The following is a 13,499-nucleotide window of genomic DNA, read 5'->3' on the forward strand; positions in this document are numbered from 1 at the left end:
GCTTTTTTACAGGAAAGCGAGGGTTTTATCATGAGATTTGATGAAGCTTATTCAGGAAAAGTATTTATCGCCAGCCGTCCCGACTGGAAAGAGGCGGACGCCATCCTTTACGGCATGCCGATGGACTGGACGGTCAGTTATCGCCCGGGCTCACGCTTTGGCCCAAACAGAATTCGCGAGGTGTCAATCGGCCTTGAGGAGTACAGCCCGTACTTAGACCGTGATCTGGCCGATCTGAACTTCTTTGACGCCGGCGACATTCCGCTGCCGTTCGGCAATCCGCAAAGAAGCCTTGACATGATTGAAGAATACGTGGACAGCATTTTAGAAAAAGGGAAATTCCCAATGGGCATGGGAGGGGAGCACCTTGTGTCATGGCCTGTCATGAAAGCCATGTATAAAAAGTTTCCGGACCTTGCCATCATTCATTTTGACGCGCACACCGACCTGCGCACGGATTATGAAGGCGAACCGCTTTCCCACTCTACTCCGATCCGCAAAGCGGCGGAGCTCATCGGGCCGCAGAACGTATTTTCATTCGGCATCCGTTCCGGAATGAAGGAAGAATTTGAATGGGCGAAAGAAAACGGCATGCACATTTCTAAGTTTGAAGTGCTTGAGCCGCTGAAAAAAGTGCTGCCGCAGCTCGCGGGACGTCCTGTTTACGTTACCATTGATATTGACGTTCTTGACCCCGCTCATGCGCCGGGAACGGGCACGGTTGACGCAGGAGGCATCACGTCTAAGGAATTGCTCGCCTCCATTCATGAAATCGCGCGCTCAGAAGTCAACGTAAAAGGCGCTGACCTCGTAGAAGTCGCGCCGGTCTATGACCACTCAGAACAAACCGCAAACACGGCAAGCAAGATGATTCGTGAAATGCTGCTTGGGTTTGTGAAATAGAAAGAAGAAAACCCGGAATAACAGGGCAGAAGCAGCCTTTGTTCCGGGTTTTTTGTAATAGATATTAAAACACTCGAGGGGATTGTCCCCGCAAACCTAAAATGAAATCTTTCATAATAAATTCAAATCATGGCGCGTTCAGAAACATAATAATGAGGAGTTAAGCTATTCATTATCCCTGCTGATACTAATATCGTACTCACAGCAAAACAGACTATAAGTAATTTATACTTCAATTTCATATAAATTCACTCCTCCTTCGATCTGCTGTCTGGCTTCTTCAACTTTTAAAAAGTAGACAGAAGCTTTTTTATATTCTTCTTTTGTGTAATAATATTTAGCTACATCAAGGGCTAATTCCTCAATATCAGCATACATCAATTTACTTTCAAGAAAATGCAGACAATCGTTTATTAATGTATCTCTTGGATCCGGCATATATAAATATTCCAAAAATTTAAATTTTTCCTCGTAAATTATATCATCTATTTCCTTACATATTGAGATACCTTTTTTATGATAATCGTACGCATTATCTATATTTTCTAACTTAAAATAAATCTGTGTAAGTAAGAAGTAGGGCTGCGGAAGTGAATGGCTCATTTGAGCTTTTTCAAAAACAGCTATGGCTTCTTTTAAATGGGGAATAGCCTCGACTTTATTGTTTTGATTATTATGGCATAAAGCGATGTTAAAAAGTGTTCTTCCCATTAATTGCGGCTGCTGCTCCAATTCAGCCATCGTATATGCCTTTTGAAAGTGGGAAATCGCGTGATCGTATTGCTTTACATCAAGATAATTAGCCCCAAATAAAGAATGGCACTGGGTTAATCTAATATTGTATTTTTTTTCATCTTTATAAATTAAATAAGCCTGCCGCGCATAATCCATCGATACATAAGTTTGTTTCATATAATAATAGACTTCTGACATTTTAAAGTAAAATTCAGCTTTTTCTATATGATCTTTAACGTACGTCAGTTTGCTTTCAGCTTTCTTAAAAAACTGAATGGCTGAAAGATACTCACGGCATTCCAGCTCATACATCCCCCGGAAAAAATTAAAATAATAATCAAGCCGTCCGGTCAGCCGGGCCTGCTTTTTATCAATATCCGCGAGCAGATCCGATAGTCTCGGCTGTTCTTCTATCCGCTGCGATTCCAGCGGTTCGAGGTATTCTAGCATCAGATTGTGGCGGAATTCCATGAGAGAATAGTACAGATGAAGATCCTGGTCATCTTCCAGGCTTGCAAGCTCTTCTTTAATTTCTCTCCGCAAGTACTCGGCGTCCGGGATGCTGAACCTTCGAATGTACATATACCATTCGTTGATTTTTTCTCCAACCGCTGAAGACGATACAACACTCGCCACTATTCCGAATCCCTCCCTTCCACGTTATGTATATGACATATTTTATCATTTTCATTCGGAAGGATAGCGCAAAAATACCGCAAACTTTTCCCCTTTGACAAAGCCGTCCGCCGAAGGAACCGCATTTATCCCGCAGCCTAGGATTTCCGGTTTTTTCATTTTCCTTAAAAATCATGTTTATCTTCAAAACCAATCAGCAAAGATGGTAAGATAGGAGGAAGCGGTTGAACTTTTTCCCTTGAAAACTTATACTATTCAGGTTAAGCGGGATGATGAAAAGGAAGTGTCAGCATGAGACAGGAGACACCAGTAGCCATTCATGTGCAATCATTCATTCATAACGGCTCCGAAGAAGAGTCGGTTGAATTTACATCGAGTGGATTCTATTACGTGAGAAACGGCAAAACGTATCTTTCCTATCACGAAGAGCATGATTTGGGCAAGATTAAAACGGTCGTCAAGATCACAGAAAAAGAGATTCTCGTAATGAGATCGGGCGCCATCCAAATGAAACAGCGGTTCATTCCGGGGGCATCGACACTCACTCAATATAAACTGCCGTTCGGACAAATGGAGCTCCGTACGGAAACGAAAAACATTCAATCTGATGTCGGCGGTTCGGAAGGCTCCGTCAAACTGACATATAACATGACTGTAGGCGAAAACCAAGAACATGTACATAACATGACGATCCAATATAAGGAGGAAACAAAGGCATGAATATTGCGGAACAAATGAAGGACGTGCTGAAGGAAGAGATCAAAGCGGCCGTTCTGAAAGCGGGCCTGGCGGAAGAAAGCCAGATTCCAAGCGTACTGTTAGAAACGCCGAAAGACAAAACACACGGTGATTATTCCACAAACATGGCGATGCAGCTGGCGAGAATCGCAAAAAAAGCGCCGCGCCAAATCGCTGAGGAGATCGTGGCGTCATTTGATAAAGGCAAAGCTTCCATTGAAAAGATGGATATTGCGGGGCCCGGCTTTATCAACTTTTACATGAACAACAGCTACTTAACAAAACTGATTCCGTCCGTGCTTGAAGCGGGTGAACATTACGGTGAGACAAACGTCGGACAGGGCGAAAAGATTCAGGTTGAATTCGTGTCCGCCAACCCGACGGGAGATCTTCATTTAGGCCATGCGCGCGGCGCGGCGGTAGGTGACGCGCTGTGCAGCGTGCTTTCTAAAGCGGGCTATGATGTGAGCCGCGAATACTATATTAATGATGCGGGCAACCAGATTAACAATCTGGCGCTTTCCGTTGAAGTCCGTTATTTTGAAGCGCTCGGTCTCGAAAAACCAATGCCGGAAGACGGCTACCGCGGGGAAGATATTATCGCTATCGGGAAAAAGCTTGCCGAAGATTTCGGCGACCGCTTCGTCCATGAAGAGGAGAGCGAACGCCGGGCATTTTTCCGTGAATACGGCTTAAAGTACGAGCTTGATAAACTCCGCTCCGACCTGGAGAATTTCCGCGTGCCGTTTGATGTATGGTATTCTGAAACGTCACTGTACGAAAACGGAAAAATTGATCAGGCGCTCGAGGCGCTTCGCGAAAAGGGCCATGTCTACGAAGAGGACGGCGCGACATGGTTCCGTTCCACAACGTTCGGCGACGACAAAGACCGCGTGCTGATCAAAAAAGACGGCTCATATACTTATCTGCTGCCGGATATCGCATACCATAAAGACAAACTTGACCGCGGATTCGACAAGCTCATCAATGTATGGGGCGCGGATCACCACGGCTATATTCCGCGTATGAAAGCGGCAATTGAAGCGCTCGGTTACGAAAAAGGCACATTGGAAGTTGAAATCATTCAGCTCGTTCATTTATACAAAAACGGCGAGAAAATGAAAATGAGCAAACGTACGGGGAAAGCCGTCACGATGCGTGATCTGATTGAAGAGGTCGGCCTTGACGCGGTCCGTTATTTCTTCGCGATGCGCAGCGCTGATACGCATATGGATTTTGACTTGGACCTTGCCGTATCTACATCTAACGAAAACCCTGTGTATTACGCGCAATACGCACATGCCCGTATTTGCAGCATGCTTCGCCAAGGGGAGGAGCAGGGGCTTAAACCGGCGGCGGATCTTGATTTCAGCCATATTCAATCAGAAAAAGAATATGACTTGCTGAAAACGATCGGCGGCTTCCCTGAGGCGGTGGCGGAAGCGGCGGAAAAACGAATTCCGCATCGTGTCACAAACTATATTTATGATCTGGCTTCTGCTCTGCACAGCTTCTACAACGCGGAGAAAGTCATCGATCCAGAAAATGAAGAGAAAAGCCGCGCACGCCTTGCTTTAATGAAGGCAACGCAAATTACGCTGAACAATGCGCTTCAGCTGATCGGGGTATCGGCTCCGGAAAAAATGTAACCATTCATGAAAGGACAAAGTCTTCGGGCTTTGTCCTTTTTTTGTATATAAAACGTGTGATGTACTTCACAATCCCGCACACCGAGTTTTTGTATGATAAGACTGATATTGAATCAGTGAAAGGGGCAAGCCGAATGATCAATCGTCAACATATTCAATTATCGTTGCAGTCATTAAGCTTAGTGGCAGGGTTTATGGTGTGGGTGCTGATTTCATCGCTCATTTCCCAAATGACATCAGATATTCATTTAACCAAAGGCGAGATCTCTTTGGTGACGGCGATTCCCGTTATCCTCGGGTCGCTTCTCCGCATTCCTTTAGGGTATTTAACGAACAGGTTTGGCGCGCGGCTGATGTTTATGATCAGCTTCATCTTGCTTTTGTTTCCTGTGTTTTGGATCAGTATCGCAAACTCTCTGTTTGATTTAATCGCAGGCGGTTTTTTCTTAGGGATCGGGGGAGCGGTGTTCTCCATTGGGGTGACATCCCTTCCGAAATATTATCCGAAAGAAAAGCACGGTGTCGTCAATGGGATTTACGGAGCCGGAAACATCGGAACCGCCATTACCACTTTTGCGGCGCCGGTTATCGCTCAGGCCGCGGGATGGAAAGCAGCCGTGCGGATGTATCTCGTTTTGCTGGCTGTTTTCGCATTGCTGCACGTTTTGTTCGGCGACCGGCATGAGAAGAAGGTCAAAGTCTCCGTAAAAACCCAAATCAAAGCCGTTTACCGAAATCATGTGCTGTGGTTTTTGAGCATGTTTTATTTTATTACGTTTGGGGCTTTTGTCGCCTTCACTATCTATCTGCCGAACTTTCTGGCAGAGCACTTTGGACTGAGTCCGGCGGATGCCGGTTTGCGGACGGCTGGCTTTATTGCCGTATCAACGCTGCTCAGGCCAGCAGGTGGATTTCTGGCTGATAAAATAAGCCCGCTTCGCATCCTGATGGTTGTTTTTGCGGGACTTACATTATCAGGAATTATCTTATCGTTCTCACCGACGATCGGCCTTTATACGTTTGGGACATTAACGGTGGCGGTCTGCTCAGGTATAGGAAACGGGACCGTTTTTAAACTCGTGCCTTTCTATTTTTCGAAGCAAGCGGGTATTGCAAATGGTATTGTGTCTGCCATGGGCGGATTAGGAGGATTTTTCCCTCCTCTGATTTTGGCGAGTGTATTTCAGGCAACAGGCCAATACGCGATTGGTTTTATGGCGCTTTCGGAAGTGGCGTTAGCCAGCTTTGTCCTTGTCATATGGATGTATTGGCAGGAAAAAATGAAAACGCACACGGAGAGAAACAGTCAGAGCCTCAATTAACACTGGGGCATTCACAAGATTGTTAATTTTTTCTCGATGGGTACAAATCAATTCACGTTACAATAAACATACGCAACGTGATTTTCTTCGAGGTGAGCTCATGAATTTTCTCTCTGTTCGACCATCTGATAGTGATTTTATCTCCAGCGATCTCCATGAATTGCTGGAATCAATCAGCACGAAAAGAAAAATGGAAAAACACACGTATTTGTTTCGGGAAGGAATGGATGCAGAAGAGCTTTATCTGATTCAATCAGGGCTCATTGAAATCGGCAAGCTGACATCTGACGGAAAAGACCTGACGCTTAGAATCTGCCAAAAGCATGATATTGTCGGGGAATTAACACTTTTCACCGAAGAGCCAAGGTATATGCTCAGTGCAAAAGTGCTGGAGGATGGCGAGGTGCTCGTCATTAATAAAAACAAGCTCGAAAAGGAATTAATCCAAAACGGTGCTTTGACATTTGAATTTATGAAATGGATGAGCACCCACCTCCGGAAAATCCAGTCCAAAATCAGGGATCTGCTTCTTCACGGCAAAAAGGGAGCGCTCTACTCCACCCTTATCCGCTTATCAAACAGCTATGGGGTGGAACGAAGCGACGGCATTCTGATTAACATTGTGCTGACAAATCAGGATTTGGCAAAGTTTTGCGCGGCGGCACGGGAAAGTGTCAACCGTATGCTGGGAGATCTCCGAAAACAAGGGGTTATTTCAATAGACGAATCCGGAAAAATTATTTTGCACAAGCTGGACTATTTGCGATGCGAGATCGAGTGTGAAAATTGTCCGCTGGAGATTTGCAATATTGACTGAAAAAACAAGGACACCGCTGTCCTTGTTTTTTTATATAAACATGCACATGACGGCAAAAAAGAAGCTGGCATTCACGATTTCCAAAATGCCGATCGTTTTCGCGGGCCAATCTCTTCCATGAAAAAACCATGCCCGCAAGCTGCTTGGAATAAAAGCAAAAAATGCCCATCCTGCTCCGAGAAGAGCGGATAAAAAGGGGAGCAGCAGGTGATAACCCCATGACCAGTATGCAAATCCTCTGTTTCTTTTCTCCCGGATGACCGACTTCACATAAAAGGAACTCCCGATAAAAAATAAAGCAGATTGAGAGAGAATAAACCAAGCCCAGCCGTCAAGAGCCCCCGTCCCCAGCCAGCAGCTCGCAAGCCCGCCTGAACAAAAGAACAGAACTCCCGCCATATCATTCACGAGCGCCCGTTCGTTTTTTCGGCGGGCAAAATACATATGGATGAGGAACAGCGGCACTAAAGTAACGCCAATCCAGATGAGCGGCGGCTTATGAAAAACAGAAATGATCAAGAAGCAGCAAGCCGGAAAACCGTAAACATATATCCACTTTTGATAGGGCTTGAGTTGTCTCTTTTTCAAGGCGAGCGTAACGGGATAAACCGCCAAGTAAAGGAAAAGCCAGCCTAGGAAGAGCGGAATATGCCAGAGAACGGGACCGCCCTTGACCATCCCGAGTAAAAATGGAATCAGCAGCATGGCCCATGCGCCGTGCTGCTTCGGAACAAGCACCTTCATCGAAACCCTCCTTTTTTATTTGATTCTAAATGCAGTCATCCTTCCGGTAAGTGACATTCATCATACAAGCTGTGAAATATATCACTGCTGCACAGGCTCAATCGAGCTACACTAAAGCTATCCTTAACACAGGAGGCTTTCCTATGAATCAGTGTGACTATTTATTATTTCTGAAACAACTTCCCATGTTTAATGAAGTGCCTCTATCGATTGTGGAAACCTTGCTAAAAAACGGAACGTTTATCCGCGGCTCATCTGATCGGTCTCCATCCTTTCTTCATTCTCAATCCGTTTATATTGTATTAAAAGGCAGTGTCCGTTTTATGGACAGCAGGCTCCCTGAAGGCTCGAAAACCGTTGCGCTGTGGGAAAAAGGCGATGTGTTTCCGATTGATGAAAAAGGCGGGCTGTATTTATCGCCTTTTATCAAAGTCAATGCCACTTCAGACATTCTGATTCTTAATATCCCTTATTGCATATTTAAAAAAATGATGTCTTACCATCCGCGGCTGCAAATGAATTTTTTGGCCATGCTTCAGCAAAACGTCTTTTGTTCCTATCAATTATTTTTGCGGTATCTGCATACATCACAAGATGAAAATGCCGAGCCCGGTTCTTAAATAGAGCCGGTTTTTTTGATCGTTGAATGAACGCAGCCTTCTCATCTGTGAAAGTCCTTCCTTCTCCTTTATGTGAATATTTTGTGAAAAAAGCAGAGTGTGTGACATAGTTCACAAGAAAATACGCTGTCTCTGTTTATAGTGAACTTAGCATCACCTGACTCGGAAGGAGTGAACTTTCATGAAGAAAAAGAAAATGAGTCCGTTGTTTAGGAGATTGAATTATTTCTCTCCTATCGAACACCATTCAAATAAACATAGCCAAACCACCCGCGAAGATCGCGATTGGGAGAATGTATACAGAAACAGATGGCAGCACGACAAAGTCGTTCGCTCCACCCACGGTGTTAACTGCACAGGGTCTTGCAGCTGGAACATTTATGTGAAAAACGGAATTGTCACGTGGGAAGGGCAAAACTTGAATTATCCATCAACAGGCCCGGATATGCCTGATTTCGAACCGAGAGGCTGTCCGCGGGGCGCCAGTTTTTCGTGGTACATCTACAGCCCGCTCCGTGTGAAATATCCGTACGTGCGCGGTGTGCTGATCAATTTGTGGCGGGAAGCACTGCAGGCGCATCAAAATCCGCTTGATGCTTGGAAATCAATCGTTGAAAATCCTGAAAAAGCGAAGTCCTATAAACAGGCAAGAGGAAAAGGCGGGTTTGTGCGCGCTGAATGGTCCGAGGTGCTGAAGCTGATTTCAGCCTCTCTGCTGTATACAGTCATGAAATACGGGCCTGATCGGAATGTCGGCTTTTCACCGATTCCGGCGATGTCCATGATCAGCTACGCATCAGGTTCGCGATTCATGTCTTTAATCGGCGGCCCTATGCTCAGTTTCTATGACTGGTATGCGGATCTTCCGCCGGCGTCCCCGCAAATTTGGGGCGACCAGACGGACGTTCCGGAAAGCAGTGATTGGTACAATTCCGGCTATATCATCACATGGGGTTCAAACGTTCCGTTAACGAGAACGCCTGACGCACATTTTTTGGCGGAAGCCCGCTATAAAGGCGCTAAGGTCATTTCGATCAGTCCGGATTTTGCGGAATCCTCAAAGTTCGCCGATGACTGGCTCAGTATCCGCCAAGGGACTGACGGGGCGCTTGCGATGGCTATGGGGCATGTCATTTTGCAGGAATTTTACGTGAATCAAGAGACGGAGCGGTTTATCAAGTATGCGAAGCAATACACGGATTTTCCATTCCTCGTCACTCTGTCAAAAGAAAACGGCGTATACACAGCGGGCCGGTTTCTGCATGCGAAGGACATAGGGCGGCAGACAAAGCATGATCAATGGAAGCCTGCAGTCTGGAATGAACAGACAGGCGCTCTTGCCATACCGCAAGGAACAATGGGCTCCCGCTGGGACGGGCAGCAGAAATGGAACCTGCACATGATCGATGAAGACACCGGGGAACAGATCGAGCCCCGTCTCTCTGTGCTTGGAATGGAGGACGAAATCGGCTCGGTGCGCATTCCGTATTTTTCAAATGACGGAAACGAAGTGCTCAAGCGGGATCTTCCTATTAAAAAACTGGATCTGAACGGCGAAGAGGTATGTGTCACGACCGTGTTTGACTTGATATTGGCCAATTACGGCGTGAACCGGGGCATCGGTCAGCAATCAGCTGTCTCTTATGATGATCCTCGTCCGTTTACACCTGGCTGGCAGGAACAGATGACGGGAATCAAAAAAGAGGCCGTCATTCAGATTGCGAGAGAGTTTGCTCAAAATGCGATTGATACTGACGGCAGATCCATGATTATCGTCGGAGCGGGGATTAACCACTGGTTCAATTCCGACACAATCTACCGCGCGGTGTTAAATCTTGTTTTACTCGTAGGCGCCCAAGGCGTAAACGGCGGAGGCTGGGCTCATTATGTCGGTCAGGAAAAGCTCCGTCCTGCCGAAGGGTGGCAGACGATCGCAAATGCAAAGGACTGGGAAGGCGTGCCTAAGCTGCAAAACGGCACCTCATTTTTTTACTTTGCGACAGACCAGTGGCGTTATGAAGACCAGCCGATCAGTGACTTGGCTTCACCGATCGCCGGGTCATCCCGCTACAAGCATCACGCCGATTACAATGTGCTGGCGGCGCGATTAGGGTGGCTGCCGTCCTACCCGACTTTCGATAAAAGCGGCATTGACCTGTACAAAGAAGCTGAAAAAGCGGGGGCGGCGACGCCTGAAGACGTTGGTGCGTATGTAGCCTCACAGCTTCAGGACAAAAAGCTGAAATTCGCGATTGAAGATCCAGACAATGAAGCCAATTTCCCAAGGAATCTCTTCGTATGGCGGGCCAATCTGATCTCAAGCTCAGGAAAAGGGCATGAATATTTTCTCAAGCATTTGCTGGGAACGACGAACGGTTTGATGAATGACGACAGCGACAGCATCCGCCCTGAAGAAATCAAATGGCGGGAGCAGGCGCCGGAAGGCAAGCTCGACTTGTTAATCAACCTTGATTTTCGAATGGCGGGTACGGCGCTGTATTCCGATATCGTGCTGCCGGCGGCGACATGGTATGAAAAACACGATCTCAGCAGCACGGATATGCACCCGTTCATCCATCCATTTGCTCCGGCCATCTCAGCTCCGTGGGAATCGAGATCAGACTGGGATATTTTCAAGGCCCTGTCAAAAGCCGTTTCCGATCTGGCGGAAGAAGTCGAGATGGAGCCGGTGAAAGAAGTGGTTGCAACGCCGCTTCTCCACGACACGATGCAGGAGCTGGCCCAGCCGTTCGGCAAAATCAATGACTGGAGCAGGGGCGAATGTGAAGCCATTCCGGGAAAAACGATGCCGAACATCCAAGTCGTTGAACGGGATTACAAGCACATCTTTCATAAAATGACCGCGCTCGGACCTTACACCGGTTTAAAACCGAGCGGCACAAAAGGGATGAGCTGGTCGATAGCCGATGAATATGAATCACTCAAAAAGAGACTTGGAGAAATCACCTCGGACAGCGTCGCAAAGGGATGTCCGAATATAAGTGAAGCGAAGCAGGCGGCGGAAGCGATTTTAACCCTGTCGTCCACCTCCAATGGAAAAGTCGCCGTGAAAGCATGGGAATCACTTGAAAACATCACCAATCTGGAGCTGAAAGACCTGGCGGAAGAACGGGAGGAAGAATGCTTTACGTTCGAACAAATTACAGCCCAGCCAAAAACGGTTATCACGTCTCCGGCCTTTACCGGCTCAGAAAAAGGGGGACGCAGGTACTCGCCGTTTACGACAAACGTAGAAAAATTAATTCCGTGGCGGACTCTGACCGGCAGACAATCTTATTATGTCGATCATGAACTGATGATGGAATTCGGTGAAACGATGGCGACATTTAAACCGATCCTCCAGCATCGCCCGTTCCTAAGCAAAAGGCCTGATCAAGAGGGCAAAGAAATCGTTCTTAATTATTTGACGCCGCATAATAAATGGTCCGTCCACAGCATGTATTTTGATTCCCTGCCGATGCTGACACTGTTCCGCGGCGGGCCGACCGTGTGGATGAATAAAGATGACGCCGCGGATACGGATATCAAAGACAACGATTGGATTGAATGCTTTAACCGAAACGGCGTTGTCGTGGCGAGGGCGGTTTTGTCTCACCGGATTCCTAAAGGAATGGCGTTTATGCACCATGCCCAGGACCGCCATATCAACGTGCCCGGCACAAAACTGACAAATAACCGCGGCGGCACCCATAACAGCCCGACAAGGATTCACGTTAAGCCGACACAGATGATCGGGGGCTATGCCCAGCTCAGCTACGGCTTTAATTATTACGGCCCGACGGGGAACCAGCGCGACCTGAATGTCGTCATCCGCAAGCTGAAGGAGGTCGATTGGCTTGAAGATTAAAGCGCAAATAGGGATGGTCATGAACTTGGATAAATGCATCGGCTGCCACACGTGCAGCGTCACCTGCAAAAACACGTGGACAAACCGTTCCGGTGCGGAATATATGTACTTCAATAATGTAGAAACAAAGCCGGGTATCGGCTACCCGAAGCAATGGGAGGACCAGGACAAATATAAAGGCGGCTGGACATTGAAAAAAGGGAAGCTTGAACTGAAATCCGGCCCGAAAACAAACCGGCTTGCAGGCCTTTTCTATAATCCGAATCAGCCGTCAATTGATGATTACTATGAACCTTGGAACTATGATTATGAAACATTAACGAACAGTCCGCAGAAAAAACACCAGCCTGTGGCACGGCCGAAATCGTCCCTGACGGGGGATTTCATGAATATTGAGTGGGGCCCGAACTGGGAGGATGATCTCGCCGGCGGCCATATTACAGGGCTTGAAGATCCAAACGTTCAAAAAATGGAGGAATCGATCAAAACGGAGTTCGATGAGGTCTTTATGATGTACCTGCCGCGTATTTGCGAACACTGCATCAATCCGGCATGCGTGTCATCCTGCCCATCCGGCGCCATGTACAAACGCGAAGAAGACGGCATTGTGCTTGTGGATCAAAACGCGTGCCGTTCATGGAGATATTGCGTGTCATCCTGCCCTTATAAAAAAGTCTATTTTAACTGGCAAACGAACAAAGCGGAAAAATGCACACTTTGCTTTCCGCGCTTGGAGGCGGGGCTGCCGACCATCTGCTCGGAGACGTGTGTCGGCAGAATCCGCTATCTCGGTGTCATGCTGTATGACGCGGACAAAGTGGAGGAAGCAGCATCTGTTGAAAATGAAAAGGATCTCTATCATTCCCAATTAGACGTTTTTCTCGATCCGAATGATCCCGAGGTTGCCAAACAGGCAAAAGAACAAGGCATCCCGGCTGAATGGATAGAGGCGGCGCAGCAATCGCCGATCTACAAAATGATCATCGACTGGAAGATTGCGCTGCCGCTTCACCCTGAGTACCGCACCCTGCCGATGGTTTGGTACATTCCGCCGCTGAGCCCGATTATGAATCTCTTTGAAGGAAAAGGAAGCGGGCAATCCGCGGAAGCTATTTTCCCGGCTATCGACCAAATGAGAATTCCGATTGACTATTTGGCGCAGCTATTAACGGCTGGTGATACGGATCATATTCGGTCCACGTTAAAGAAAATGTCTGTTATGCGCCAATATATGAGAGCGGTCCAGACGAATAAATCCATCGACCCGGCACTGATCTCCAGTGTCGGCTTAACAGAACAGCAAATTAAAGACATGTACCGGCTGCTGGCGATCGCCAAATATGATGACCGCTTTGTGATTCCAAGCAGCCATCGGGAAGAAGTGTCTGATTTATACGCTGAACAAGGGAGCTGCGGCTTATCATTTTCAGGCGGCCCAGGCTCTTGTTTCTAACTTTTGATAAATGA

At 47.1% G+C, this 13,499-nt stretch carries 11 protein-coding genes; 8 read left to right on the top strand and 3 right to left on the bottom strand.

All coding sequences use genetic code 11. From position 1 onward, the window contains the following. Window positions 1-30 precede the first annotated feature (30 nt). A complete protein-coding gene (speB, locus tag AUL54_RS12380; RefSeq protein ID WP_060964024.1) occupies window positions 31-903 on the top strand; it encodes an agmatinase in 873 nt (290 codons plus the stop codon). Between the two features lie 122 nt (window positions 904-1,025). Here speB and AUL54_RS21205 read toward each other — a convergent pair whose 3' ends face one another. Further along, a complete protein-coding gene (locus AUL54_RS21205) occupies window positions 1,026-1,145 on the bottom strand; it encodes a PhrC/PhrF family phosphatase-inhibitory pheromone (RefSeq protein ID WP_017418707.1) in 120 nt (39 codons plus the stop codon). After that, window positions 1,129-2,274 (bottom strand): Rap family tetratricopeptide repeat protein, encoded by a 1,146-nt coding sequence (locus AUL54_RS12385; protein WP_082761635.1) that lies wholly within the window; start codon window positions 2,272-2,274, stop codon window positions 1,129-1,131. Before AUL54_RS12385 ends, AUL54_RS21205 begins: the two co-directional genes overlap by 17 nt. Window positions 2,275-2,565: 291 nt before the next feature. Between AUL54_RS12385 and AUL54_RS12390 the strand changes: the two genes are divergently transcribed. From AUL54_RS12390 to fnr, 4 genes are all read left to right on the top strand, one after another. Continuing rightward, on the top strand, window positions 2,566-2,994 hold the full coding sequence (locus tag AUL54_RS12390) for a YwiB family protein (protein ID WP_003151069.1): 429 nt from the start codon (window positions 2,566-2,568) through the stop codon (window positions 2,992-2,994). Then, window positions 2,991-4,661 carry an arginine--tRNA ligase gene (gene argS / locus AUL54_RS12395; RefSeq protein ID WP_060964025.1) on the top strand — a complete coding sequence of 557 codons (1,671 nt, stop codon included), beginning with the start codon at window positions 2,991-2,993 and terminating at the stop codon, window positions 4,659-4,661. The genes AUL54_RS12390 and argS overlap by 4 nt, the downstream gene beginning before the upstream one ends. 134 nt (window positions 4,662-4,795) lie before the next feature. Further along, window positions 4,796-5,983: a nitrate transporter NarK gene (narK, locus tag AUL54_RS12400; RefSeq protein WP_060964026.1), complete on the top strand. Its 1,188-nt coding sequence runs from the start codon at window positions 4,796-4,798 to the stop codon at window positions 5,981-5,983. Between the two features lie 100 nt (window positions 5,984-6,083). Continuing rightward, window positions 6,084-6,800 (top strand): fumarate/nitrate reduction transcriptional regulator Fnr, encoded by a 717-nt coding sequence (gene fnr, locus AUL54_RS12405; protein WP_060964027.1) that lies wholly within the window; start codon window positions 6,084-6,086, stop codon window positions 6,798-6,800. 30 nt (window positions 6,801-6,830) lie between these two features. On the opposite strand, the gene AUL54_RS12410 is transcribed toward fnr, so the two are convergent. Next, complete coding sequence (locus tag AUL54_RS12410) at window positions 6,831-7,544, bottom strand: YwiC-like family protein (RefSeq protein WP_060964028.1); 714 nt, start codon at window positions 7,542-7,544, stop codon at window positions 6,831-6,833. A 143-nt stretch (window positions 7,545-7,687) separates the two neighbouring features. Here AUL54_RS12410 and arfM point away from each other — a divergent pair, with 143 nt between their 5' ends. From arfM to narH, 3 genes are all read left to right on the top strand, one after another. After that, a complete protein-coding gene (arfM, locus tag AUL54_RS12415; protein WP_060964029.1) occupies window positions 7,688-8,164 on the top strand; it encodes a Crp/Fnr family transcriptional regulator ArfM in 477 nt (158 codons plus the stop codon). Window positions 8,165-8,345: 181 nt separating this feature from the next. Beyond that, the gene (locus AUL54_RS12420) at window positions 8,346-12,032 is read left to right on the top strand and encodes a nitrate reductase subunit alpha (protein ID WP_060964030.1); all 3,687 of its coding nucleotides are present in this window, start codon (window positions 8,346-8,348) and stop codon (window positions 12,030-12,032) included. Continuing rightward, window positions 12,022-13,485: a nitrate reductase subunit beta gene (narH, locus tag AUL54_RS12425; protein ID WP_060964031.1), complete on the top strand. Its 1,464-nt coding sequence runs from the start codon at window positions 12,022-12,024 to the stop codon at window positions 13,483-13,485. The genes AUL54_RS12420 and narH overlap by 11 nt, the downstream gene beginning before the upstream one ends. The last annotated feature ends 14 nt before the right edge of the window (window positions 13,486-13,499 follow it).

Origin of the sequence: Bacillus sp. SDLI1, assembly GCF_001553895.1 — a bacterium.
Classification (GTDB): Bacteria; Bacillota; Bacilli; order Bacillales; family Bacillaceae; genus Bacillus; species Bacillus siamensis.